General features: G+C 74.9%; 22 protein-coding genes. 6 read left to right on the forward strand and 16 right to left on the reverse strand.

Annotation, left to right across the window (positions count from 1 at the left end):
* Positions 1-8 precede the first annotated feature (8 nt).
* The 3 genes from ACIO9K_RS07140 to ACIO9K_RS07150 form a co-directional block, all read right to left on the reverse strand.
* A complete protein-coding gene (locus ACIO9K_RS07140; RefSeq protein WP_363623479.1) occupies positions 9-683 on the reverse strand; it encodes a response regulator transcription factor in 675 nt (224 codons plus the stop codon).
* A 142-nt stretch (positions 684-825) separates the two neighbouring features.
* Complete coding sequence (locus tag ACIO9K_RS07145) at positions 826-1,428, reverse strand: CBS domain-containing protein (RefSeq protein ID WP_400327614.1); 603 nt, start codon at positions 1,426-1,428, stop codon at positions 826-828.
* Between the two features lie 9 nt (positions 1,429-1,437).
* Complete coding sequence (locus tag ACIO9K_RS07150) at positions 1,438-2,133, reverse strand: CBS domain-containing protein (RefSeq protein ID WP_363623475.1); 696 nt, start codon at positions 2,131-2,133, stop codon at positions 1,438-1,440.
* A 158-nt stretch (positions 2,134-2,291) separates the two neighbouring features.
* Here ACIO9K_RS07150 and ACIO9K_RS07155 point away from each other — a divergent pair, with 158 nt between their 5' ends.
* Positions 2,292-3,716, forward strand: coding sequence for an MBL fold metallo-hydrolase RNA specificity domain-containing protein (locus ACIO9K_RS07155; protein WP_400327616.1), 1,425 nt, complete (start codon positions 2,292-2,294; stop codon positions 3,714-3,716).
* A 52-nt stretch (positions 3,717-3,768) separates the two neighbouring features.
* Positions 3,769-4,581, forward strand: coding sequence for a universal stress protein (locus ACIO9K_RS07160; RefSeq protein WP_400327618.1), 813 nt, complete (start codon positions 3,769-3,771; stop codon positions 4,579-4,581).
* Positions 4,582-4,621: 40 nt separating this feature from the next.
* Here ACIO9K_RS07160 and ACIO9K_RS07165 read toward each other — a convergent pair whose 3' ends face one another.
* Positions 4,622-5,305 carry a CBS domain-containing protein gene (locus ACIO9K_RS07165; protein ID WP_363623469.1) on the reverse strand — a complete coding sequence of 228 codons (684 nt, stop codon included), beginning with the start codon at positions 5,303-5,305 and terminating at the stop codon, positions 4,622-4,624.
* The gene (locus ACIO9K_RS07170) at positions 5,302-8,034 is read right to left on the reverse strand and encodes a GNAT family N-acetyltransferase (RefSeq protein WP_400327620.1); all 2,733 of its coding nucleotides are present in this window, start codon (positions 8,032-8,034) and stop codon (positions 5,302-5,304) included. Before ACIO9K_RS07170 ends, ACIO9K_RS07165 begins: the two co-directional genes overlap by 4 nt.
* Before the next feature lie 266 nt (positions 8,035-8,300).
* Here ACIO9K_RS07170 and ACIO9K_RS07175 point away from each other — a divergent pair, with 266 nt between their 5' ends.
* The gene (locus ACIO9K_RS07175) at positions 8,301-10,661 is read left to right on the forward strand and encodes a glycoside hydrolase family 65 protein (RefSeq protein ID WP_400327622.1); all 2,361 of its coding nucleotides are present in this window, start codon (positions 8,301-8,303) and stop codon (positions 10,659-10,661) included.
* A 28-nt stretch (positions 10,662-10,689) separates the two neighbouring features.
* Here ACIO9K_RS07175 and ACIO9K_RS07180 read toward each other — a convergent pair whose 3' ends face one another.
* Both ACIO9K_RS07180 and ACIO9K_RS07185 read right to left on the reverse strand, forming a co-directional pair.
* Positions 10,690-11,307 carry a hypothetical protein gene (locus ACIO9K_RS07180; protein WP_400327624.1) on the reverse strand — a complete coding sequence of 206 codons (618 nt, stop codon included), beginning with the start codon at positions 11,305-11,307 and terminating at the stop codon, positions 10,690-10,692.
* 42 nt (positions 11,308-11,349) lie between these two features.
* On the reverse strand, positions 11,350-11,898 hold the full coding sequence (locus ACIO9K_RS07185; RefSeq protein WP_400327626.1) for a universal stress protein: 549 nt from the start codon (positions 11,896-11,898) through the stop codon (positions 11,350-11,352).
* A gap of 193 nt (positions 11,899-12,091) precedes the next feature.
* Here ACIO9K_RS07185 and ACIO9K_RS07190 point away from each other — a divergent pair, with 193 nt between their 5' ends.
* Together ACIO9K_RS07190 and ACIO9K_RS07195 are read left to right on the forward strand one after the other, a co-directional pair.
* Entirely contained in the window at positions 12,092-12,334 is a 243-nt protein-coding gene (locus tag ACIO9K_RS07190) for a DUF1918 domain-containing protein (RefSeq protein WP_363623459.1), read from the forward strand.
* A 136-nt stretch (positions 12,335-12,470) separates the two neighbouring features.
* Positions 12,471-13,349: a universal stress protein gene (locus ACIO9K_RS07195; protein ID WP_363623457.1), complete on the forward strand. Its 879-nt coding sequence runs from the start codon at positions 12,471-12,473 to the stop codon at positions 13,347-13,349.
* A 137-nt stretch (positions 13,350-13,486) separates the two neighbouring features.
* Here the strand turns inward: ACIO9K_RS07195 and ACIO9K_RS07200 are convergent, their stop codons facing one another.
* Together ACIO9K_RS07200 and ACIO9K_RS07205 are read right to left on the reverse strand one after the other, a co-directional pair.
* Entirely contained in the window at positions 13,487-14,353 is an 867-nt protein-coding gene (locus ACIO9K_RS07200) for a universal stress protein (RefSeq protein ID WP_400327629.1), read from the reverse strand.
* Positions 14,354-14,530: 177 nt separating this feature from the next.
* Positions 14,531-15,790, reverse strand: a complete 1,260-nt coding sequence (locus tag ACIO9K_RS07205) for an APC family permease (RefSeq protein ID WP_400327631.1) — start codon at positions 15,788-15,790, stop codon at positions 14,531-14,533.
* A gap of 227 nt (positions 15,791-16,017) precedes the next feature.
* On the opposite strand from ACIO9K_RS07205, the gene ppsA reads away from it, so the two are divergent.
* Positions 16,018-18,381 carry a phosphoenolpyruvate synthase gene (gene ppsA, locus ACIO9K_RS07210; RefSeq protein WP_400327633.1) on the forward strand — a complete coding sequence of 788 codons (2,364 nt, stop codon included), beginning with the start codon at positions 16,018-16,020 and terminating at the stop codon, positions 18,379-18,381.
* Positions 18,382-18,546: 165 nt separating this feature from the next.
* On the opposite strand, the gene ACIO9K_RS07215 is transcribed toward ppsA, so the two are convergent.
* The 7 genes from ACIO9K_RS07215 to ACIO9K_RS07245 form a co-directional block, all read right to left on the reverse strand.
* A complete protein-coding gene (locus tag ACIO9K_RS07215) occupies positions 18,547-19,578 on the reverse strand; it encodes a zinc-dependent alcohol dehydrogenase family protein (protein WP_400327635.1) in 1,032 nt (343 codons plus the stop codon).
* Between the two features lie 187 nt (positions 19,579-19,765).
* Complete coding sequence (locus tag ACIO9K_RS07220; protein ID WP_400327637.1) at positions 19,766-20,242, reverse strand: DUF5994 family protein; 477 nt, start codon at positions 20,240-20,242, stop codon at positions 19,766-19,768.
* A gap of 258 nt (positions 20,243-20,500) precedes the next feature.
* The gene (locus tag ACIO9K_RS07225) at positions 20,501-20,995 is read right to left on the reverse strand and encodes a hydrogenase maturation protease (protein ID WP_400327639.1); all 495 of its coding nucleotides are present in this window, start codon (positions 20,993-20,995) and stop codon (positions 20,501-20,503) included.
* A 4-nt stretch (positions 20,996-20,999) separates the two neighbouring features.
* The gene (locus ACIO9K_RS07230) at positions 21,000-22,295 is read right to left on the reverse strand and encodes a Ni/Fe hydrogenase subunit alpha (protein ID WP_400327641.1); all 1,296 of its coding nucleotides are present in this window, start codon (positions 22,293-22,295) and stop codon (positions 21,000-21,002) included.
* Entirely contained in the window at positions 22,292-23,074 is a 783-nt protein-coding gene (locus ACIO9K_RS07235; protein ID WP_400327643.1) for an oxidoreductase, read from the reverse strand. The genes ACIO9K_RS07230 and ACIO9K_RS07235 overlap by 4 nt, the downstream gene beginning before the upstream one ends.
* Positions 23,075-23,079: 5 nt before the next feature.
* Positions 23,080-23,877: an FAD/NAD(P)-binding protein gene (locus ACIO9K_RS07240; RefSeq protein ID WP_400328045.1), complete on the reverse strand. Its 798-nt coding sequence runs from the start codon at positions 23,875-23,877 to the stop codon at positions 23,080-23,082.
* Between the two features lie 8 nt (positions 23,878-23,885).
* Positions 23,886-25,031 carry a 4Fe-4S dicluster domain-containing protein gene (locus ACIO9K_RS07245; RefSeq protein WP_400327645.1) on the reverse strand — a complete coding sequence of 382 codons (1,146 nt, stop codon included), beginning with the start codon at positions 25,029-25,031 and terminating at the stop codon, positions 23,886-23,888.
* Positions 25,032-25,056 lie beyond the last annotated feature (25 nt).

Below are 25,056 nucleotides of genomic sequence, written 5' to 3' on the forward strand. Positions count from 1 at the left end.
ACCGGGGCTCAGTGCGGGCGCTGGTGGTGTTGCTCGGGCTCTGCGTGGGCGGCGAGGACGGCGGCCTGGAGGCGGCGCTCGACGCCCAGTTTGGCGAGCAGGCGCGAGACGTGGTTCTTCACGGTCTTCTCGGCCAGATAGAGTTCCTGGCCGATCTGGCGGTTGGTCTTGCCCTCGCCGACGAGGGTGAGGATCTCCCGTTCGCGGGGCGTGAGCCCGGCGAGGGCGGCGTCGGTCCCGCTCTCCTCGTGGTGGCGCAGGCTCTCCATCAGCTTGTGGGTGGTGGCGGGGTCGAGCATGGACTGCCCCGAGGCGACCGTACGCACCGCGCCGACCAGGTCGGCGCCCTTGACCTGCTTCAGGACGTAGCCGGCCGCTCCGGCCATGATCGCGTCGAGCAGGGCGTCGTCGTCGTCGAAGGAGGTCAGCATCAGGCAGACCAGGTCGGGCATCCGGTCGCGGAGCTCTCGGCAGACGGTGACGCCGTCGCCGTCCGGCAGGCGGACGTCGAGGACGGCGACGTCCGGGCGAAGCGCCGGCACCCGGGCGAGAGCCTGCGCGCAGGTGCCCGCCTCGCCGACGACCTCGATGTCGGGCTCGGCTTCCAGGAGGTCGCGGACACCGCGCCGGACGACCTCGTGGTCGTCCAGCAGGAACACCCGTACGGGCTGGGGCGTGTCCATGGCCTGCTCCCTGGGTGCGCGGAGGGTGACACCACCGATTCTGCGCCGCCGGTCCACTCCGCGCACCGGGGCCGATCACCACCCCGCGCGGCGGCGGCCCGTGGGGGGGCGGAGGGAACCGGGGCCACCGCCGTACCCCCGTTCAGGCGGGCGTGGCGAGCCTGAGTTCGACGCCGACCACGCCGGGTACGGAGCGCACCAGCCGTTCCAGGACGGGGGCGGTGACGGGGGCGGGCAGGCCGCCGGTCAGGGTGACCCGGCCGTTCTCGGAGCGGACGTCGGTGTCCACCGCGGCGGCCGGCCCGAGGGTGGCGACCAGTTCGAAGCGGACCCGGTCGGCGAGTTCGCGGTCATCGTCGAGGTAGACCTTCAGCAGGTCGCCCCGGCTGACGATGCCGACCAGGTAGTCCTCCTCGTCGACCACCGGCAGCCGCTTGAGGTGGCCGCGGGCCATCGCCCGGCCGGCCTCGTTGAGCGGGCTGCCGGGGTGCACGGTGACCGCCGGGACGGACATCATCCGCCCCGCCGTCAGCGCGTCGGCGCGCTCGCCGTCACGGTCCCGGGCGGTGAGCAGGTCGGCCTCGGAGACCACCCCGACCACCCGGCCGTCCCCGGCCAGCACGGGAACCGCACTGACCTGCCAGCGCTGCAGCGTCTCGGCCACCTCACGGAAGTCCGCGTCGCGGCCGACGGCGACCACCCCGTGGGTCATCACGTCGGCGACGGTGCTCGGTGTGCGGGTCACGACAGCCTCCTACGGTGCTGCGCGGTAGGCGCGAGGGTGTTCGAACTGCTGACCGGTGTCGTCCTCGGTCCAGTCGAGCGTGGCGTGGACGGCGACCACGCCGTCCACGGCGCGGCACAGCTGCTCGGTGATCGGGACCAGGCTGCGACGGGGCAGCCGGCCCTTCAGCGTGACCACGCCGTCGTGCACCGCCACCTGGACCTCACCGGGAGCGAGCCACAGGGTCCGTCCGAGCACGTCGTGGTGGATCTCCTCCAGGATGGCCGCGTCGTGGCGCAGGAACACCTCCAGCAGGTCCCGGCGACTGACGATGCCGACCAGGCGGCCGATCTCGTCGACGACCGCCAGGCGCTTGACCCTGTGCCTGTCCATGGCACGGGCGGCCTCGGGCACCGACCAGCCGGGGCGGGCCGTGACCGCAGGGCTGGTCATCAGCCCACCGGCGGTCTCCGCCTCGGCACGGGCTCGGTCCTTGGCGTCCAGCCAGCGGCCCGGGAAGCGGCCCTCCGGATCCGGCAGCACGGCCTCCTTGCGGATCAGGTCCGCCTCGGACACCATGCCGAGCGGCCGCCTCTGGTCGTCGATCACCGGTATCGCGGTGATGTCGTTGCGGTGGAACAGCGCCGCGACCTCCTTGAACGGTGTGTCGGGCCGGGCGGTGACGACCTCATGGGTCATCACCTCGTTGACGCTGCGGTGCTGCATCATCCTCACTCCTCCTCCGGTGGTCCCGCCTTCACTGTCCGCCCGCCCCACGCCGCCGGACAGGGCCGGACGGTCCCTGTCACCTGGGCCGATCCGGCCCGGGACAGCACGGCCGGACGGCGCGACGATGGAGACCCCGAGTCCCGCTGGAGGCGGCCATGACGACGGAGAGCGGCGGACCCCGACCGCGGCCCCGACCGGGCCTGCTGACCTTCCTCGGCGGCGTGGGCACCGTCACCGGCAGCAAGTTCCTGGTCGAGACCGACCACGCCCGCCTGATGATCGACTGCGGCCTCTTCCAGGGCCTGGCCGAACTGCGCCGCCGCAACCGGCGCCCGCTGCCCCTGGACGCGGCCGACGTGCGGGCCGTGGTGCTCACCCACGCCCACCTGGACCACTGCGGCTACCTGCCCCGGCTCGTCCGCGACGGCTTCCGCGGGCCGGTGCTGACCACCCCCGACACCGCCCGGATCGCCGAGCTGATCCTGCGCGACAGCGCCCACCTGCTGCGCGAGGAGGCCGACCACGCCAACGAGCACGGCTGGTCCAAGCACCGCCCGGCCCAGCCGCTCTACGACGACGAGGACGTCGAGAACGCGCTGCGGATGTTCGACCCCGTCCCGCTGGACACCGACGTCGAGATCACCGCCGGCATCGTGCTGCGGCTGCACCGAGCCGGGCACATCCTCGGCTCCTCCTGGGCCCACCTCACCCTGGAGGACGGCCACACCATCGCCGCCAGCGGCGACCTCGGCCGCCCCGTCCACCCGCTGCTGCGCCCGCCCGAGCCGTTCACCGGCGCCGACGTCCTGCTGATGGAGTCCACGTACGGCCACCGGCAGCACGACGAGACGGCCGCCCGCGAGTGGTTCGCCCAGGCCTTGGAGCGCACCCTGGCCCGGGGCGGCACCGTCGTCATCCCGTCCTTCGCGGTCGACCGCACCGAGGTCGTGCTGCACCAGCTCGCCGAACTGCGCCGGGTCCGCCGGCTGCCGACTGCCGTGCCGGTCTACGTGGACAGCCCGATGGCCCTCGCCACCCTGCAGATCTACCGGGACGCCTTCGCGGCCGGCTCCGACCAGCTGCGCCCCGACGTCCTCGCCGAGGGCCCGGCCGCCCTGGACCCGGAGCCCTTCACCCTGGTCCGCTCGCTCCAGGAATCGCTCGCCCTGGACCGCGCGCACGGCCCCGCGGTCATCGTCTCCGCCTCCGGCATGGCCACCGGCGGCCGGGTCGTGCACCACCTGAGCCGGCTGCTGCCCGACGCCCGCAACACCGTCGTGGTGGTCGGCTACGCCGCCGAGGGCACCCGGGCCCGGGACCTGGTGGACGGCGCCCGAGCGCTGAAGATGTACGGCACCTACGTCCCGGTGCGCGCGGAGGTCGTCAACGTCCCCGCCTTCTCCGCGCACGCCGACGCCGCCGAGATCATCGAGTGGCTGCGTCCCGCGCCGCCGCCCAGCACGGTCTACCTCGTCCACGGCGAGCCGGAGGGCTCGGAGGCGCTGCGCGACCGGATCGACCGCGAGCTCGGCTGGACCGCCGTGGTGCCGCGCTCGGGCGAACGGGTGCTGATCCGGTGAGCGACATAGCCTGAGGGACGGGGCCGATCGACACGGTGCGGAGGTGCCGTCGATGAACCGATTCGTCGTGGTGGGCGTGGACCCGTCGACCCGGAGCCGGGCCGCGGTCGACTGGGCGGTCGACGAGGCCTTCCGCCGACGGGCGGACCTGCGGCTGGTCCACGCCAGGTACGGCGGCACCGGGCCGGCCGAGGCCCAGCGCCTCGACGCGGAGTGGGCCCGGGTCGCCGCCCGCCACCCGGGGCTCACCGTCGCGGCCGAGCTCGTCGACGGTCCGCCGCGCGAGACCCTGGTCGGGGCCGCGGCGGGCGCGGAGCTGCTCGTGGTCGGCGACCGGGGCTCGGGAGGCTTCCCCGAACTGCTCGTGGGCTCGACCAGCCTGTACGCGGCCGCCCACGCGCCGTGCCCGGTCGTGGTGGTGCACCACGAGCCGGTGACCGAGGGCGGCGTGGCGGTCGGGGTCGAGGGCAGGGAAGCGGAGGGCCCGGTGCTCGCCTACGCCTTCGAGGCCGCCCTACGGCAGTCCCTCCCCCTGGCCGTGCTCCATGCCTGGAGCTACCCCCCGCTGCTCGGCCCGGGCCACGAGGTCCCACCGGTCTACGAGGAGGGGCACATCGCGGCGGAGCACGAGCGGCTGCTCGCCGAGGTGCTGGCGGGCTGGCGCGAGCGGTTCCCGGACGTCGCCGTCACCACGTCGGTCGTGCGGTCGGGGGCCGCGAAGGAGCTGGTCGCGGCGTCGGCCGACCAGCGGCTGGTCGTGGTGGGCCGCCACGGCCGGCCGAACGGTCCGCTCGGCCGGCTCGGCTCCACCAGCCAGGCGGTGATCCAGCACGCCCAGTGCCCGGTGGCGGTCGTTCCGTTGTGAGCCTTCCCTTGCGAGCCTTCCGTCGTGAGCCGGGGTGCGGTCAACCGACCGGCGGAACGCCGTCGTCGAGGTCCCAGGCGAGGTGGTCGGCGAGGCCGGTGAGTCCCTCGATGCGGGCGATCTGGAGGCAGAGCGCCGCCGCGTCGCTGCGGGTGCGGGTGCGGCCGGTCACCGCGACCCGGCCGCGTTCGCAGCGGACGTGCAGCGAACTCGGGGCGACGCCGCTGCCGGGGGTGAGGGCGAGTTCGAGGGCCTCGGCCCTGATCTCCTCGTCGACGCGACGCAGGGCGTCCAGCAGGTCGTGCGAGGACAGCAGCCCGACCAGCCGGCCGTCGCCGTCCACGACGGGCAGGTGGTGCAGCGAGCGCCCGGCCAGCAGGGCCACCGCCTCGACGATGCCGGTGTCGTCCGTGACGGTGACGCCGGGAGAGGCCATCAGGTCGCGGGCGAGCAGTTCGCCCTCGCGGTCCTCCTCGGCGTAGGCGGCGAGGAGGTCGGACACGGCGACCACGCCGGTGACGGTGCCGTCCGGCGTCACCACGGGCACGATGCCGCGCCGCGAGGCGCTCAGCACGGCGGCGACGGTGGCGAAGTCGGTGCCCGGGGTGACGGCGACGCCGGGGCGGCTCATGCAGTCGCCGACCCGGGTCCTGCCGGGCGGTCGTGCGGAACCTGAGGCCGGGAAGGTGTCGGCCGACGTGCCGTCGAGGATGCTGTGCTTCACGGTGCCCACTCCCCCTCGGTGGCCGCCGGCCGACGCAGCCGCCGCAGGTAGGGGTCGAAGGACGGCCTCGGTTCGAGGCGGACCCGGGCGTCCACGCAGAGCGCGCCGTCGGGCCGGGCGATGACGGGGTTGAGGTCGGCCTCGACGAGTTCCGGGAGGTCGTCGGCCAGCCGGGACAGCCGGGCGAGCACGGACCGCACGGCGGCGAGGTCCACCGGGGGCGCGCCGGCGCCGCCCGACAGCAGCGGTGCGCTGTGGAGTTCGGTGACCATGGTGGTCAGGTCGCGTTCGCTGAGCGGGGCGAGCCGGGCCACCCGGTCGGCCAGGACGTCGGCGGCGGTGCCGCCCGCCCCGAGGACGACGAGCGGGCCGAAGACCCGGTCCTGGACCACGCCGGCGAGCAGTTCCACCCCGGGCGCCGCCATCGGCTGGACCACCGCCCCGGCCAGCTGAGGACCGAACTTCTGGGTGAACTCGCGGTAGGCACAGCGCACTTCGGCATCGGTGGCCAGGCCGGTGCGGACGGCGCCCAGCGCGCTCTTGTGTACCTGGCCGGGCCAGTACGCCTTCATGACCGCCTTCCCCTCGTGCCCGAGCCGGCGCAGACCGGTGGCGGCGACGGAGGCCGCGTGTTCGTCGCGGGCCCAGACCGTGGTGGTCAGCGGCAGCCCGTAGGCCTCCAGCAGATCGGCGGTGGTCAGCGGGTCGAGCCAGCCGCCCTCGGGGTGGGTGGTGAGGTAGCCGTCGACCAGGCTGCGGGCGGTGCGCCGGTCGCAGTCCGGGGCTTCGGCGGGCACGGAGGGGGCTTCGGCGAGCCACCGGGCGCGGTCCCGGGCGTGCGCGAGGGCACGGGCGGCGGCGAGGGTGTCGGAGTAGGCCGGCAGCATGCCGCCGTCGGCGCAGCCGCGGTAGCGCACGGGCACCTGCTGGTCGAGCAGCACGGCGGCGATCGGGACGCGTCGCCGGGCCGGGGCCTCCAGCAGGGCGCGCACCGGTTCCTGCGCGGGGGTGGCGCACAGCGCCGTCGGGGCCAGGCACACCAGGATCGCGTCGACGGCCTCCTCGCGCTCCAACGCGCGCAGGAAGAGGGCGAGTTCGGTCGGACGCACCGCCGCCGTGGTGTCCACCGGGTTACGGACGGAGGCGCCGGGCGGAAGCAGATCCCCCAGTTCCACAGGGAGTTCCGGCAGTTCCAGGCCCGCCTCGACGCAGGCGTCGGCGGCCAGGATGCCGATGCCGCCGGCGTTGGACACCACGGCGACCGCGCTGCGCGGAGCGGGCAGCGGCTGGGCGTGCAACAGGGCGGCGGCCTCGACGAGTTCCTCGATGCTCCGGGTGGCCGTGATGCCCGCCTGCCGGAACAGCGCCTCCCGGGTCACGGTGGGGGTGGCGGCGGCCGCGGTGTGCGAGGCGGCGCCCCGGCGGCCGGCCGTCGAGCGGCCGGCGTCGACGGTGAGCACCGGGATGGTCCGGGTCACGCGGCGGGCGGTACGGGCGAAGGCGCGCGGGCTGCCGAAGGACTCCAGGTGGAGCAGCGCCAGATCGGTCCGGCCGTCCGCCTCCCACCACTGGAGCAGGTCGTTGCCGCTGACGTCGTACTTGTCGCCGAGCGAGACGAAGCTCGACACCCCGATGCCCAGCCAGGCCAGCCGCGAGAGCAGCGCGATCCCCACCCCACCGCTCTGGACGGCCACCCCGGCGCTGCCCGGCCGGGGGAAGGCGCCGCCGAACTCGGCGTCCAGCCGGATCGCGGGTTCGGTCTGGGCCATGCCCAGGCTGTTCGGCCCGACCAGGCGGATGCTGTGGCGGCGGCAGGCGCGCATCAGCCGCCGGGCCTCCTGCGGCCCGAGCCCGGAGGTGAGCACCACCAGCGCCCGGACCCCGACGGCGCCGCACTCCTCGGCCACCCCTGGGACCGCGGCGGCGGGCACGGCCAGCACGGCGAGGTCCGGCACGGCGGGCAGCGCGCCGACGGACGGGTACGCGCGCTCGCCGCCGACCTCGTCCGCGTGCGGGTTGACCGCCCAGACCGGCCCGGTGAAGCCGCCCTGCCGGATCTTCCCGAGGACGGTCCGCCCGACCGACCCCTCCCGGCGGGACGCCCCGACCACCGCGACCGAGGCCGGGCGCAGCAGCGCCGCCAGGCTCGCCAGGTCGGCCCGGCGCCCGCGTTCGTCGACCGCGGCGCGGTAGCGCTCGTCCGTCTCCTCCAGCGGGACCCGGAGCCTGACCTCGCCGTGCGCGAAGCAACGCTGGACGGGCAGGCCGAGGTCGGCGAAGACCTTGTGCACCGCGCGGTTGCCGAACAGGGTGTCGGCTTCGAAAGCACGGATGCCGGCCGCCCGGGCGGCGTGCACGAGGTGCTCCAGGAGCAGGGTGGCGACGCCTCGGCCGTGCCAGTGGTCGGCCACCGCGAGCGCCAGTTCCGCCGTCTCCGGCGGGTCGTCCAGCGGTTCGCAGTCGGCCTCGCCGAGCAGTTCCTCCCCCATCCAGGCCCCCAGCGCCAGCAGGCCGGGGCGCGGCGGCCCGCACAGCCGGTCGGCGGCCTGCCCCGGCGCGTTGCGGCTGACCCCGAAGAACCGCATCCGACGGCTCTCCTCGGACATCCCGGTGGTGTGCAGGTCGAGCACCGCCTGGTGGTCCCGCGGGCCGAGTGGGCGGATCCCGACGGTGGTGCCGTCGGCCAGCAGCGCCTCGGCGGTGCTGCGCGGCGGATGAACGGTGGGCATGGCGCGTCTCCTCGGCCCTCGCCGATCGGTCTCCTCCAGCCTCCACGCCCGGCCACGGCCACGGGAGGGCCGACCGGCCCCGGCCGCCCGGCCGACCGGCGGCCCGGCGGCCCGGCTGCCCGGCTGCCCGGCTGCCCGGCTGCCCGGCTGCCCGGCCGCGCACCGTCCGAGGGGCGGGCCGGTCGGGCGTTGCTCAGACTGGGGTCAGGCCGGTCGGCAACGGAGGTCTCGTCGTGGCAACGCACACACCGGCGGGGTACCCCGTCATGCCCGACCCCTGGACCCTCCGCTACCGGGGCTTCGACCCGGCCGAGGAGGGGCTACGGGAGGCGCTGTGCGCGGTCGGCAACGGCTACGTGGTCAGCCGGGGTGCCGCGCCGGAAGCGTTCGCGGACGGGGTGCACTACCCGGGGACGTACCTGGCGGGCTGCTACGACCGGGCGGAGTCGACGGTCGCGGGGCGGGTGGTGACCAACGAGGACCTGGTCAACTGCCCGAACTGGCTGCCGCTGACCTTCCGCCCGGTCGGCGGCGACTGGTTCGCCGGTCCGCCCGCCGAACAGACCGTCGAGCTGGACCTGCGCCGGGGCCTGCTGACCCGCACCGCCCTCGTGGTCGACGGCCAGGGCCGACGGACCCGGCTGGTCCAGCGCCGCCTCGCCAGCCAGGCCCGGCCGCACCTGCTCGCTCTGGAGAGCACGTTCACGCCGGAGAACTGGACGGGTGCGCTGGAAGTCCGCTCGGCGCTGGACGGCGCCGTCGCCAACACCGGCGTCGCCCGCTACCGGGGGCTGGCCGAGCAACACCTCGTCACGGCCGGCCAGGGCGTGGACGGCGACGGGCTGCTCTGGCTGGAGGCCGCCGCGGCCGGCTCGCCCCTTCGGATCGCCCTGTGCGCCCGGACCAGGGCGCGACGGGCCACGGTGACGGCCGAGTGCCGTGACGGCTGGACGGCCCACCTCCTCACCGTGCGGGCCCGGCTCGGCCGGCCGGTGACGGTGGAGAAGACCGTGGCCCTGCACACCTCCCGCGACCGGGCGATCGAGACCCCGCTGCACGCCTGTCGGCTGCTCGCCGCCGAGGCCGGGGGCTTCGACGACCTGCTGGCCGAACACACCGTGCGCTGGGCGGAGTTGTGGCGCCGATGTCGGATCGAGGCGGACTTCGACGGCACCGGTCCGCTGCACCTGAACCTGTTCCACCTGCTCCAGACCTACTCCGAGCACTCGATCGACCTGGACGTCGGCGTCCCGGCCCGCGGGCTGCACGGCGAGGCGTACCGGGGACACGTCTTCTGGGACGAGCTGTTCGTCCTGCGGCTGCTCAACCTGCGCTTGCCCGAACTCGCCCGCGCCGTGCTCCGCTACCGCCACCGCCGTCTGGACGCCGCCCGCCAGGAGGCCCGCCGGATCGGCCTGCGCGGGGCGATGTACCCGTGGCAGAGCGCCAGCGACGGCCGCGAGGAATCCCAGCAGCTGCACCTGAACCCGCTGTCCGGCCGCTGGCTGCCCGACCACAGCCACCTCCAGCGGCACGTCGGCTCCGCGGTCGCCTACAACGTGTGGCAGTACTACCAGGCCACCGGGGACCGGGACTTCCTCGCCTCGGCGGGTGCCGAGACGCTGCTGGAGATCGCCCGGTTCTGGTCCTCCGCCGCCGTCTACGACCAGGGGCGCCGGCGCTGGTCGATCCGCGGTGTGCTCGGCCCCGACGAGTACCACGACGCCTACCCGGGGGCCGACCGGCCCGGTCTGGACGACAACGCCTACACCAACGTGCTGGCCTCCTGGGTGCTGGCCCGGGCCCGGGACGCCCTGGACGTCCTGCCCGGCTACCGGCGAGAGGAACTGCTGGAGCGCCTCTCGCTCGACGCCCTGGAGCTGGACCGCTGGCAGGAGGTCGGCCGCCACCTCCACGTCCCGTTCCACGAAGGCGTCCTCAGCCAGTTCGACGGCTACCAGCGGCTCGCCGAGCTCGACTGGGCGGCCTACCGGCGCCGCTACCCCGACCTGCGCCGCCTCGACCGCGTCCTGGAGGCCGAGGGCGACACGGTCAACCGCTACAAGGCGTCCAAACAGGCCGACACCCTGATGCTCTGGTACCTGTTCTCCGCCCGCGAGGTCCGCGACCTGCTGCGGCACCTGGGCTACCCCGCCGGCCACGAACTGCTCCGCCGCACCACCGACTACTACCTGCGGCGCACCGTCCACGGTTCGACGCTCAGCTCCGTGGTGCACGCCTGGGTGCTCACCCGATCCGACCGCCGCGCCTCCTGGCGGTACTTCCGCGACACCCTGGCGGCCGACCTGCGGGACAGCCAGCGCGGCACCACGGCCGAGGGCGTCCACCTGGGCGCGATGGCGGGCGCGGTCGACCTGCTACAGCGCTGCTACACCGGTCTGGAGGTCCGCGAGGACGCTCTCTGGCTCGACCCGCACCTGCCGTCCGCCCTCGGCCGGCTGGACCTCGACCTGCGCTACCGGGGCCACTGGGGCCTCACGATCGCCGTCGACCGGCGCTCGGTCACGGTGAGCCTGCGCGAGGACCGCCAGGAGCCGGTCCTGATCCGCCTGCGCGGCACGCAGACGACGGTCCGGCCGGGCGAGACCCGCCGCTTCCACCTCTGACACCGGTCCGCCACCCGGCACCGCTCCCTCACTTCCGCCCGGACCAGAGCGGCTCGACCTGCTCCCAGGCGGGCTCCCAGTCCTCCTCCGCCCGCCGGTCCAGCGTGTGGCGGCGCAGCGCGAAGCCGCCCTCCGCCGCCAGCCCGAGCACGAAGACCGTGCCCAGGCCCACCAGGGCGGCATCCGACAGGATCTCCGTGGCCGCCTTGGGCGCGCCGACCGGGTTCCCGGCGTCGTTCAGCCCGGTCGCAACGGCCGTCCCGGCGACCGTGCCCTCCGGCACCGGGACGACCCCGCCACCCGGCCCGACCGGGTACGTCCAGCGGGCCGGAGCGTGCGCCTGCGGGTTTCCCGCCCGCAGATCGTCCGACCGGGCCGCGCCGGTGGTGACGGCGGTGACGACGTGCCGGTGTCGGGCCACCTGCTGCGCGGTGTGCGTCTCGGCGCCGAACACCAGGAGCGCCGCCACCGAAGCCAGCACGAACGTGGCGAGCATCGTCAACGCCAGCCCCGCGACCAGACGGCTGTACGCCCGGTCCACCGGGCGGCAGAGCGGATTGCCGTCCCGGCCGGTGGCCCGGCGGACGTGCTCGCGCAGGGACGTGCGCGAGGCCGGATGCCTGTGCGTGGTGGCTGCGACGGACATGACGCGCCTCCTCCCTGCCGGGGTGGCAGGTGCTGTCGTAGGTCAGTCTGCCGAACCCGCCTCTGTCTCCCGAGGGCCTGACGGCCCTGGTGACTGGCCCGAGGGGCCCCTCGCTGTGGGTCGCCCGCCCCCGACCGGGCCGGCCGCGAAGTCGCCACGGACGAGGACCACGGGGCAGTGGGCGTGCCGGACGCAGTACCGGGCGACCGAGCCGAGCAGCGCGCCGACGAAGCCGCCGAGGCCCCGGCTGCCGACCACCAGGAGTGCGGCCCCCTCGGAGAGCTTCACCAGGACCTCGCCGGCGCTGCCGTGCTCCACCCGCTGCCGCACGGCGGTCCCCGGGGCCCGGACCGTCTCCCGCGTCACCAGCTCGGCGAGCTCCGCCCCGGCGACGGCGTCGGACTCCTCCGGGGACACCGTGATGCCCCGTCCGTACACGCCCGGCTCATCCCAGCTGGTCACCGCCTCCACGACGGCACCGGTCAGCCGGGCCTCCCCCAGAGCCCAGCGCAGCGCTGCTCGGGACGGGCGCGAGCCGTCCACGCCGACGACGATCCGCCGCTCACCCGTCGTCCGGTCGGTGCCGTTCATCTCGTTCGCCTCCGTGGGGTGCGGGCCGTCCGCCGCGCCTGCGCTCCCCCAGCACACCGCAGGTCGGGCACCGGCGCTTGGGCCGGCGGGCCCCGGCCCGGGACCGTCCGGCCCCTGCACCACCCCACGCGCAGTGGTGCCATGGAGGTACGGACGGTCGGCCCGTCCAACGTACCGACCCTGGGAGGACGGCATGAAAGCCGCCGTGGGAGACCGCATCATCGTCCAGGGCACCCGGCCCGGAGCCACCAGGAGGGACGGCGAGATCGTCGGCCTGCACCACCCGGACGGCAGCCCGCCGTACGACGTGCGCTGGTCCGACAGCGACCGGGTGACGGAGTACTTCCCCGGCCCGGACGCCCGGATCCACCACTTCCGCAACGAGCACGAGGCCGCCGCGCCCGTACCGCCCAACCCGCACCTCTTCGCCGACTGACGGGCCGAGGGGCCGGCCGGGGAGTCGCGGGTGGGGCCCGTGGGCTCCGGCCGTGGGGCCGGTCGACCCTCGTGCAGGGCCTCGGGCCTGCCTAGGGTCGGAGTCGGGGTCCGGTCACCGGGCCCGAGGAGGAGCCATGACACCCGTGCGTTCCGACGGCCCCAGCGATCCCGTCGTCCTCGGCGTCGACGCGCTCGACACCGGCCCGATGACTGCCGCCTGGGCCGCCGACGAGGCCGACCGCCGAGGCCTGCCGCTGCGGCTGGTGCACGCCGTACCGTCGCCGTTCCGCGAGTTCCGCGCCTTCGACGAGGGCCGGTACCACACGGCCCTGCGCCAGCGGGCCGACGAGGCGCTCGACGGGGCCTGCGCGGTGGCCCGGGAGCGGCACCCCGGGCTGGCGGTGACCACCGCCGTGGTCGAGGACGTCCCCGCCCCGGCGCTGTGCCGCGAGTCCGCCCACGCCACTCTGGTCGTGCTCGGATCCCGTCGGCTGCGCCGGGCCGCGGAGGTGCTGAGCGTCTACTCGGTGGCCGTCCCGGTGAGCGCGCAGGCCCACTGCCCGGTGGTGGTCGTCCGCGATCCCGAGCACGTCACCCAGGACCCGCCCTACGTCGTGGTCGGTGTGGACGGCAGCCCGTCCTCGGCGGCCGCCGTGGACTTCGCCTTCGACCTCGCCGCCGAACGGCGTGCGGCGCTGCGCATCGTCTGGGTGTGGCAGCGCCCGCCGGTCGTCAACCTCGACGAACGCGACACCGAGCGGATCCTGCGCCGGATGCTCTTCGAGACCACCGCCGGCCGGCGCGAGCTCCACCCCGACGTCGCCACGGCCCACGAGCTGATGCGCGGCCACCCGGTCGAGGAGCTGGCCGAGGCCGCCGAACACGCCCTCGCCGTCGTCGTCGGCCGCCGGGGGCACGGTGGCTTCACCGGGATGCGGCTCGGCTCCGTCCCGCACGGCCTGCTGCACCGCGCGCACTGCCCGGTCGTGACCGTTCCCTCGCCGCCGTACTGAACCCGCCCGGCACCGGAAGGCGTCGGCAGCTACCCCCGCCGATACCGGCCGGGACGGGACGGGATCCCGGCCGACCACGTTCGTCGCGTCCCGGGCCGGGCCGACGCCCGGAGGGTCGGCCCGGCGCGTGATGCCGGTCAGGCCGCGTCCGCCCCACCCACCGGTCGGACCACCGCCACCGGGCACATCGCGTACTGCAGCAGCGCGTGGCTGACGGAGCCCATGGCGAGTCCGTGGAAACCGCCCTTGCCACGGGAGCCGACCACGGCGAGGTCGGCCCGCTCGGAGGCGCGGATCAGCGCGGCGCTCGGCCCGGAGCGGACCAGTTCCTCCTGGACCGTGACGTCCGGGTGGCGGGCCCGCAGGCCGACGAGCTGTTCACCCAGCTCACGCCGGAGCCGCGCGGTGACCTCCCCGGGGTCCGCCGCCGCGGCGCCGGCCTCCGCGGTCGCCGGCATGCCCCAGGACCGCAGGACGTACAGCACGGCCTTGCGCAGGGACGCCTCCTCGAAGGCGTAGCCGAGCGCCGCCGTGGAGCCCGCGGAGCCGTCGGTGCCGACCAGGATCCGGTCGTGCCCGCTGTTCACGTAGCCGACCACGACGACCGGGGCGGCCGCGTGCCCGACCACCTGGAGGCTGACCGAGCCGAGCAGCACGTTGCGCAGCCCGCCCTCTCCCCGGGCGCCGAGCACGACCGCGCTCGCGTGCTCGGCCGCGTCGATGAACACGGTCGCCGGACGTCCGATGATCAGCTCCGGTGACACGTCGAGGCCGGGTTGGCTCTCCGTCGCGATCGCCGCGGCCTCGGCGACGATGTCGGCGCCCCGGTCACGGACGTTGAGCCACATGCCGGGCGGGTGGAACGGGATGTCGTGCTCCCAGGTGGGCAGCACATGGACGACGCGCAGTCGGGCCCCGCGCAGGGCCGCCTCGTGGGCGGCCCACACCAGGGCGCGCAGGCTCCGTCCGGAGCTGTCCACACCGACGATGACGGGTTCGGTCATGGCTGGGCCTCCGTGATCCGGCCGTAGCGGTAGGTACCGGCACATGAGCGTGCAGGCCGGGCCCGGCAGGCCCCGCCCCGCTCTCCACGTGCCGCCCCCACGGCCAGGCTCGCTCGCCCTCGCGCCCGCCCATAGGGCCGTACGACCCCGGCCGCGGGGCCGCACGGCGACCGTGGCCTACGAGGAGACACCCCGGCGCACCGCGTAGGCGACGGCGCCGGCCGCCAGGACGGTGGCTCCCGAGAGCACCGCGGACAGGGGCAGGGCAAACGCCAGCACCAGACAGCCCGCCAGGCCGACTGCGGGAACCAGCCTCGGCGGGCGGCCCTCTGCCCTGGTCAGCGTCCACGCCGAGGCGTTCGCGACGGCGTAGTAGGCCAGCACCCCGAAGGAGGAGAACCCGATCGCCCCGCGCACATCCGCGGTCACCGCCACCACCGCGACGACGGCGGCGACCGCGAGCTCGGCGCGGTGCGGCACCTGGAACCGGGGGTGGACCGCCGCCAGCGCGTGTGGAAGGTGCCGGTCGCGGGCCATCGCGAGCGTCGTGCGGGAGACGCCGAGGATCAGGGCGAGCAGCGAGCCGAGCGCGGCCACGGCCGCCCCCGCCCGCACCACCGGGGCCAGCCAACCGGTGCCCGCCACTCGGACGGCCTCGTCCAGCGGCGCAGCGGCCGCGGCCAGGCGTTCGGGCCCGAGCACCGCGAGGACCGCGACGGCGACCAGGGCGTAGACGGCGAGCGCGATGCCCAGCGCCACCGGGACGGCCCGGGGGATGGTGCGGGCCGGGTCGCGGACCTCCTCCCCGAGGGTGGCGATCCGGGCGTAGCCGGCGAACGCGAAGAACAGCAGGCCCGCCGCCTGGAGGATCCCGTGCGCCGTGGCGTCCGCACCGACGTCCAGCCGGGACGCCTCCGCGCCGTCCGAGGTCAGCGCGGCCACCACGACGGCGGCGAGCACCGCCAGCACCACCGCGACGATCGCCCGGGTCAGCCACGCGGACTTCCGCACGCCGGCGTAGTTCACCGCCGTCAGCGCCACCACCGCGGCCACCGCCACCGCGTGCGCCCGACCGGGCCACACGTAGCCGCCCACCGTCAGCGCCATCGCGGCACAGGACGCGGTCTTGCCGACCACGAACCCCCAACCGGCCAGGTAGCCCCAGAACTCTCCCAGCCGCTCGCGCCCGTAGACGTACGTCCCGCCGGACTGCGGGTACCGGGCGGCCAGCCGGGCCGAGGAGGTCGCGTTGCAGTACGCCACCACCGCCGCGAGCACCAGCCCGAGCAGCAGGCCCGAGCCGGCCGCGCCGGCGGCCGGAGCCAAGGCGGCGAAGATCCCCGCGCCGACCATCGACCCCAGACCGACGACCACGGCGTCGAACACGCCCAGCTGACGCCGTAGTCGCGGCTGCCCGCTCTCGACCGGTCGTCCCATGGCAAGCTCCCGTATCGCCCCTCGATGACGGTGCACGGTATCCCGGCGAGGCGACGGGACGGTCGGCCCCTGGGTCGAACGGCCCCGGTCCGGCCGCCGACCGGACCCGATCCCGAGCCCCTGCGGCACTGTCCCGCGTCTCCGGGCCGGGCGGACAGTGACAGGGACGGAGCCCCCGGCGCGTCCGGCGCCGTGCGGCCGCCCTGCCAGCGCGCCTGGAGGAAGCCATGCGCCGTGTCATCCCCTTCCGCGACCTCGGCCGGGAGGACGTCGGCCTGGTCGGCGGCAAGAACGCCTCGCTCGGCGAGCTGATCAACGGGCTGGGGCCCACCGGCGTCCGGGTGCCGGACGGCTTCGCGACCACCGCCGACGCCTACCGGGAGCTGCTGGACACCGACGGCCTGCGCGAGCGGATCGCCGGGCAGCTCGACCGCCTGCACGAGGGCGCCCCGCTGCCCGAGGTCGGCGGCGCGATCCGCTCCGCCGTGCTGGCCACGCCCCTGCCGCCGGCGCTGGAACGGGACGTGGCGCAGGCGTACGAACGGCTCGCCCGTGAGGCCGGGCGTCAGGACCCCGACGTCGCCGTGCGCAGCAGCGCCACCGCCGAGGACCTGCCGGAGGCGAGCTTCGCGGGCCAGCAGGAGACCTTCCTCAACGTCCGCGGGACGGAGGCCCTGCTCGCCGCCTGCCTGCGCTGCTACGCCTCGCTGTTCACCGACCGGGCGATCGACTACCGCGAGCGGACGGGCTTCGACCAGCTCGCGCTGGCCCTGTCCGTCGGCGTCCAGCTGATGGTGCGCTCCGACCTCGCGGGCGCGGGCGTGGCGTTCACCCTGGACACCGAGACCGGCTTCCCCGGCGTGGTGATCGTCAGTGCGGCCTGGGGGCTGGGCGAGACCGTGGTGAGCGGGCAGGTGGACCCGGACGAGTACACCGTGTTCAAGCCGACGCTCAAGGACCACCGGCTCGACCCGGTGATCCAGGTGCAGCTCGGGGCCAAGCGCCGCAAGGCCGTGTACGCCGCGAACGGCTCGACCCGGACCGTCGACACCGAGCCCGGGGAGCGGGCGGCCCGGGTGCTCGGCATCGGTGACATCCGCACGCTCGCCGAGTGGGCGACGGCCGTGGAGGAGCACTACGGCTGCCCGATGGACCTCGAATGGGCCAAGGACGGGATCAGCGGGCAGCTGTTCCTCGTCCAGGCCCGTCCGGAGACCGTGCAGTCCCGCCGCCGGGGCGAGGTGCTGCGCCGCTTCCGGCTCACCGGCACGGGCGAGCGGCTGGTGGACGGCATCGCCGTCGGCGAGGCCATCGGGGCGGGACCGGTGTGCGCGCTGGCCGATCCGGTCGGACTGGAGCGGTTCCCGCAGGGCGCGGTCCTGGTCACGCAGATCACCGACCCGGACTGGGAGCCGTTGATGAAGCGGGCCTCCGCGATCGTCACCGACCACGGCGGCCGCACCTCGCACGCGGCGATCGTCAGCCGCGAGCTGGGAGTGCCGGCGGTGGTCGGCACCGGGACCGCGACGGCCGTGCTGGCGGACGGACAGGAGGTGACGGTCTGCTGCGCCGAGGGCGCGGACGGCCACGTGTACGCCGGACTGGTCGCGTACGAGGCGACCGACACCGATCTCGGCTCGCTGCCGGCCACCCGGACGAAGGTCATGCTCAACCTCGCCGACGCGGGTGCCGCGTTCCGCTGGTGGCGGCTGCCGGCGGACGGCGTGGGCCTGGCCCGTACCGAGTTCGTGGTCGCCCACCAGGTGCGTGTCCACCCGATGGCGCTGGTCCACCCCGAGCGGCTCTCCGCCGAGGACCGGCGGCTGGTCGACGAGCTGACGTACGGCTACCCGGACCGGACCGACTACTTCGTCGACCGGCTCGCCCACGGCGTCGCCCGGATCGCGGCCTCCCGCTGGCCGGACCCGGTGGTGGTGCGCACCAGCGACTTCAAGACCAACGAGTACGCCCGGCTGGTCGGCGGCGCACCGTTCGAGCCGGTCGAGGCCAACCCGATGATCGGCTGGCGCGGCGCGAGCCGCTACTACGCCCCCGGGTACCGCGAGGGCTTCGCCCTGGAGTGCCGGGCGCTGCGCCGGGCCCGGGACGAACTCGGGCTCACCAACGTCGTGGTGATGATCCCGTTCTGCCGCACCCCGCAGGAGGCCGACGAGGTCCTGGCGGTGATGGCCGACAACGGGCTCGCCCGGGGCACGAACGGCCTGCGGGTGTACGTGATGGCGGAGATCCCGGCCAACATCCTGCTCGCCGAGCAGTTCGCCGAGCGCTTCGACGGCTTCTCGATCGGCAGCAACGACCTCACCCAGCTCACCCTCGGCGTCGACCGCGACTCCGGCCTGCTCGCCCACCTGTTCGACGAGCGGAACCCGGCCGTCACCCGCAGCATCGAGACCCTGATCGCCGCCGCCCACACGGCCGGCCGCCACGTCGGCCTGTGCGGCCAACGCCCGAGCAACGACCCGGATTTCACCCGCTTCCTGGTCCGCGCCGGGATCGACTCGATCTCCGTCACCCCGGACAGCTTCGCCGCCGTCAAGCGGGCCGTGGCGGACGCCGAGGCGGCGGACTGAGCGGCCTGGCACCGGTGCACCGCTGCAGGGCCCCGCCGCTCGACTCCGGTCGTCGCCCCCAGCCTCGCGGCGCCCGAGTCATGGCTCTTCGTGTCCGTCATGTCGACCGCGCTTGAATACGCGGCACCTCGACCTGCGGGCCTACCAGTCCCGGGGCCGGAGCCTTCACTGCGTGATGAGGACGGCGGCTCCGGTGACCCGGTCCGCCGCGAGGTCGGCCAGCGCGGCGTCGGCACGGTTCATGGGGTAACGCTGCACGTGCACCGTCGGGTGGTGCCGGGCGACTTCCGCGAGGTAGGCGAGGCCGTCCTCACGGGTGTTGGCGGTGACGCTGCGCAGACTGCGCTCCTGGAAGAGGTGCCGCCGGTAGTCGAGGGCGGGTACGTCGGTGAGGTGGATCCCGGCCACCGCCAGCGTGCCGCCGCGGTCCAGCGCGGCGAGCGCGACCGGCACCAGGTCGCCGACCGGGGCGAACAGGATCGCCGAGTCGAGGGGTTCGGGCGGTGTGTCGTAGGCGTCGCCGACGGAGGACGCGCCCAGCTCCAGGGCCAGGCGCCGGGCGCTCGCGGCCCGGGTGAGGACGTGCACGGTGGCGCCCCGGGCGAGCGCGAGCTGCGCGGTGAGGTGCCCGGAGGCGCCGAGGCCGTAGATGCCCAGCCGTCCGCCGGGCGGCAGCTGCGCGCGTTCCAGGGCGCGGTAGCCGATGATGCCGGCGCACAGCAGCGGGGCGAGGTCCTCGTCGGGCGGCCCCTCGGGGAGCGGGTAGGCGTACCCGGCGTCCACGAGGGTGTGTCCGGCGTAGCCGCCCTGGACGTCCCAGCCGGTGTACCGGGAGTTCGGGCAGAGGTTCTCGCGGCCGGCCCGGCAGTACCGGCAGCCGCCGCAGGTGCTCGCGAGCCAGGCCGCGCCGACCCGGTCGCCGGGAGAGAAGTCCCGCACCTCCCGGCCCGTGCTCAGCACCCGGCCGACGATCTCGTGCCCCGGTGTGCAGGCGGGCCGGTGCGGCGGAAGGTCGCCCTCGGCCAGGTGCAGGTCGGTGCGGCACACTCCACAGGCCCCGACCTCGATCAACAACTCCCGGGGTCCGGGCGGTTCCAGCATCCGCTGCACCCGGCGCAGCGGGGACGAGCACATCGGGCCGGGGCGCTCCACCACCCAGGCCGTGGTGCGCTGCCCTGCACTTTCGGCTGCTGTCATGGCCGTTCCTCCGACAGTGGTCTTCCGTGGTCGGCGCCGCCTGCTCACACCCTCGGTCGAGGCCTACCGCGTCGAGTGCGGTGCGAACGCGTGCCGCCCCGAGCGGTCCGGAGCGGGAGCCGATCGCGGGACGTCACGGGAGGGGTCGGCCGGTCGGGAGCGGAGCGCCGTCCGCCACTGACCGTGGTCACCCGCCTGTCCGTGCGCCTTCCGTCGGGGCGCCCGCGGCGGCCAGGAGTTCGGTGGCGGTGCGGGTGTTGGCCGGTTCGCATGCCGCCGTCATCAGCCACTCGGCGGTCTGGGCCTCGGTCCCGGGGGGAATCACCAGGAGGTCCAGTCGCCGGGGCACGAAGGAGCACACCACCACCTCCTCCGCGTCCTGTTCCTGTTCGAACCAGCCGACGTGGATGACATGGCCGGTGACCGGGACGCGCCGGGGGATGACCGGCCAGTGCGCCGGGTTCACGGTGACGCGGAGGATCTCTCCCCACGACGGGGCCAGCGTCGCCGCCAGCGGGGGGAGTTCACGAAGGAGGTCGTGGGAACGGGGCCACCAGGCCCCGCCCAGCCGCCCCGGGGCGACGCCCTCGGGGACCAGCGAGAGCCGCGCGGGCGGCTCCGGGTGGGACACCCGGCCACCGCCGGGCTCGGAGGTTGCGGTCATGTCGGAACACCTGCCCTTGGCTCGCCTGGATCGGCCTGACGCTCTCGCCGGGGCACCACGGACCGAACCCGCGGGCCGCGGACAGTGGCTCTTCCACCGTACTCCGGACGCCGACGGCGCCCCAGGGGAAGAGGAACGGCGGACGGATGGGCCGACCGGGCACGGGGAGGCACCCGCCCGATCGGGTGCGCTCGGTTTCGGTGACGGCGGGCGGCTGCTGCTCGCGAGCCGCAGGCCTCGACCGTCCGCGGTTCGGTGTCATGACGCCTCCGCCCGGTGCCCTTCCACCGCCCGGCGGACCTCGGCGACGACGCGCGGCACCGCGTCGACGACAGCCGGGCTCAGGCCCTCGCCGATCGATAAGTCCACGCCCTCCACCGCGACGATCAGCAGCTCGCGCGGCAGCCTGCCGAGTGCGGCGGCCAGCGCGACACCGTGGCCGAGGCCCAGGCCGTGGGTTCCGGCCGCCGCCTCGTCGTCCGCCAGGGGGTCGGCGAGCAGGTGGTCGGCGTCGACGGTGACCCGGTGGATCCGGCCCGGCTCGCCAGGGTGGCCGTGCACCGCGTCGACCACGACCGCCAGGTCGGCGCCCTCCCACAGCTCCATGAGTCGGGTGGACTCACCGTCGCAGAGGGTGAGGCGGTCGGCGGCGAGGCCTCCCGCCGCGAGTTCGGCCAGGACGGCCACGGCGGCGCCGTCGTCGTGGCGGTACTCGTTGCCGACGCCGATGACGACGATCCGCTGGCCGCCCACTCCCTCAACCCCGGTCCACGGTGAGGGCGAGGAAGTGCGCCGCGCAGGAGATGCAGGGGTCGTAGTTGCGGATCGCCTGCTCGCACTGACGGGTCAACTCGGCGTCGTCGAGGTGCAGCCGGGGTTGGATGAAGGCCCGCAGGTCGGCCTCGATCGCGCTCTGGTTCTGCGCGGTCGGAGGGACGATGACGGCCCGCCGGACGATGCCGGCGTCGTCCAGGTCGTACCGGTGGTAGAGCAGTCCGCGCGGGGCCTCGGTGGCGCCGTACCCGGTGCCCGCCCGCGGCGCGACGGGCACGGCCGGGGCGAGCGGGCGCTCGTACCGCTCGATGACGCGTTGGGCCTCGGTGACGGCCCACAGCACCTCGACCGCCCTGATCACGATGGTGCGGAAGGGGTTGTCGCAGTGCTGGCCGAGCCCGGCCTCGGCGGCCAGGGTGCGGATGCCGTCGGGCAGCCGCTCGCTGCCGAGGTTCCAGCGGGCGAGCGGCCCGGTGAGGTGGGGCCGGCCGGCGAGGGTGGCGTGCAGGGCGGTGGAGTGCGGCACCTGGTGTTCCCGGACGCGCTGCTCGAAGTCCCGCAGCGCGAAGGTGCCGGAGAGGGCGGCGGTGGGGGTGCCGGAGTCGATGGCGTAGCCGTCTGGCTCGGTCAGGGCGAGCAGCTCGTGCCGGACTGTCAGCGGCGGGAACTCGAACCCGGCCACCCAGCCGAGGGTGTCCTCGGCGTCCGTCCGCGCCTGGCGCAACACCATTGCCAGGTGGTCGAGTTCGGCCTGCGTCGGGAGCCGGTGGAAGCCGCCCACCCGGACGTTGACCGGATGGATCGCGCGCCCGCCGAGGATCTCGACGATCTCGTTGCCGGCCTTCTTCAGCCGCAGCCCGCGCTGGAGCAGCGCCGCGTCGGCGCGGGCCAGCGCCAGGGCGTCGGGCAGGTGCAGGAAGTCGGGGGCGTGCAGCAGGTAGATGTGCAGCGTGTGGCTCTCGATCCACTCGCCGCAGTACAACAGCCTTCGCAGCTGGGCCAGCTGGCCGTCCACCACGACCCCGCAGGCCTCCTCGACCGCGCGGCAGGCGCTCATCTGGTACGCCACCGGGCAGATTCCGCAGATGCGGGAGGTGAGGTCGGGCGGCTCGGTGTAACTGCGCCCGCGCAGCAGAGCCTCGAAGTAGCGCGGAGGCTCGTAGATCTCCAGCCGGACGGCCTCCACCTCGTCCCCGCGAACCGCGACGTGCAACGCGCCCTCGCCCTCGACGCGGGCCAACGCGCCGACGGTGAGCAGCCGTTGGGAACCGTGGGTCATCCGCTGTCCTCCTCCGTCGCCGCCCGGGCGGCCTCCGCGAAGCCGGGGGCCTCGGCGTTGAAGGTGCGGTAGAGCCGGGCGGCGTCCGCCTCCGTCACCCCGTCGCGGCGCAGCAGCGGCAGCATGGCGCGGGTGTTGGGCGTCTCCATGGGGCCGAAGCAGCCGTAGCAGCCGCGCCCGTAGGCCGGGCAGAGCGCGCCGCAGCCGGCCTGGGTGACCGGGCCGAGGCACGGGGTGCCGTGGGCGACGGTGACGCAGGTGGTGCCGCGCAGCTTGCACTCGAAGCAGACGCTGTGGGTGGGGATGTCGGGTTTGCGGTCGGCGAGGTAGGCGGTGATGACCTCCAGGAGCTGCCGCTTGTCGATCGGGCAGCCTCGCAGCTCCAGGTCGACCGGGACGTGGGCGGAGATCGGGGTGGAGTGGTCGAGGCTGTCGATGTACTCGGGGTGGGCGTAGACGACGGCCTGGTAGTCGGGCAGGCTCACCAGGTTGCGCAGTGCCTGGACGCCGCCGGCGGTGGCACAGGCGCCGATGGTCACCAGGTAACGGGACTGCTCGCGCACCCGGCGGATGCGTTCCAGGTCGGCGGGGGCGGCGATGGAGCCCTCGACGAGGGAGAGGTCGTAGGGAGGCGGCAGTTCACGGCGGGACGCCTCCAGGAAGTAGCCGATCTCGATCTTCCCGGCAAGCGCGAGGAGTTCGTCCTCGCAGTCGAGGAGGGTGAGCTGGCAGCCGTCGCAGGAGGAGAACTTCCAGACCGCCAGGCGCGGGGTGCCCATGGCGCTCACCGCTCGGGCGTGGACAGCAGGCCGTCGGCGTGGTCCCAGCCGAGGACCGGGCCGTCCCGGCAGACGAGGACGGGGCCGAGCTGGCAGTGGCCGCACCAGCCGGTGGCGCAGCGCATGTTGCGCTCCAGCGAGACCCGGATCCGCTCGGCGGGGACGCCTCTGCGGATGAGCCCCCGGGCGGTCGCGCGCATCATCACCTCCGGGCCGCACAGGTAGGCGGCGCAGCGGTCGGGACGGAAGTCGGCCTCGTCCAGCAGGGCGGTGACGAGGCCGGTGGCACCGCGCCAGCCGGGCTCGGGGTGGTCCACGGTGGCCAGGACGTTCGCGCGGGAGCGCCAGAACGGCACCTCTTCGAGGAACAGCTGTTCGCCCGGGTTGCGGTACCCGGCGAGCACCGAGACCGTGCCGAACTCGTCCACCCGGCCGAGGACCTCCTCGATGAGTGGACGCAGCGGAGCGAGTCCGATGCCGCCGGAGACGATCAGCACGTCGCTCCCGGCGGGAGGGGTCCGCCAGGCCGTGCCGTAGGGACCGCGGGTCCCGATCCAGTCACCCGCCTTCGCCCGGCACAGCGCCTCGCTGACCTTTCCGACCGCGCGGACGGTGTGACCGAGCGTGTCGCCGGTGATGCCACTGACGGAGAGCGGGATCTCCCCGGTGCCGAAGGCGTACAGCATCGCGTACTGCCCGGGCCGAAACGGCCGCAGCGAGCCGGCCTCGGGGACGAGGTCGAGGGTGACCGTGTCGGCGCTCTCCCGGCGTCGGGCTGCCACCCGGTACGGGACGGGAGTCATGGCGTGCGTCACGGTGTTCCCTCCGCGGTGGCGGCCTCCGTGCGCAGGGCGGCGACCTCCTCGGTGATGTCGATGCCGACCGGGCACCAGGCGATGCAGCGGCCGCAGCCGACGCATCCGGAGGAGCCGAACTGGTCGTACCAGGTGCCGAGCTTGTGGGTGAGCCACTGCCGGTAGCGGCTGCGGGCGGAGGACCTGACCGGACCGGTGCCGTGCAGGTAGGAGAAGTCGAGGTCGAAGCAGGAGTCCCACCGGCGCCACCGCTCGGCGTGGTCGCCGGTGAGGTCCGTGGTCTCCTCGGTGGTGGTGCAGAAGCAGGTGGGACAGACCATGGTGCAGTTGCCGCAGGTGAGGCAGCGGTCGGCGACCTGGTCCCAGCGTTCGGCGGTCATCGTGCCGGCCATCAGCGAGCGCAGGTCGGTGGCGTCCATCTCCCGGCCCATCCGCCCGGCGGCGTCGGCGACGGCCGTCCGGGCGCGCTCGCCGTCGGTGGGGCGGGTGGGGAGTTCGGCGAGCAGGTCCTCGCCGTCCGGGCTGCCCGCCCGGATCAGGTACCGGAGGCCGTCGGACTCCACGGTCTCGGTGAGCGCCAGGTCGTACGCCGAACCGTCCGGCAGGCCCGGGCCGGTGCCCATCGACGCGCAGAAGCAGACCCCACCGGGCTCGGTGCACTCGACCACGACGATGAACACGCCGGTGCGCCGTGGCCCGTACACGGGGTCGGCAAACGCGCCGCCGGTCAGCACCCGGTCCTGGACGGCGATCGCCCTCAGATCGCAGGGGCGCACCCCGAGGAAGGCGTAGCGCGGCGGCGGATCATCCTCCTCACGGACGACGACGGTGCCGTCCTCGGCCCGGTCGGCCTGCCAGAGCCGGGCCCGGGGCGGGTGCAGGAAGGTCTTCCAGGACTGCGGTCCGGCGGAGTGCGCGAAGGCCGCACGGTCGTCGCGCCGGTGCAACCGGTACCGGCCGGCCTCGGTCTCGACCCCCCAGCCGTGCGGCAGGTCGTCCGCCGAGGCCAGCTCGGCGAGGACGATCGCGCCATCGCGCACGGTGGGCCCGATGACGGTGAACCCCCGTTGCCACAGCGTCTCGACCAGCACGGCGAGGCCTCGTCGATCCAGTTCCGCGAGCGGTGGCCTCGTCGTCTCCATCGGCCCTCCTCCGGTTCACCGCCGG

It is taken from the genome of Kitasatospora sp. NPDC087271, assembly GCF_044744605.1.
Classification (GTDB): Bacteria; Actinomycetota; Actinomycetes; order Streptomycetales; family Streptomycetaceae; genus Kitasatospora.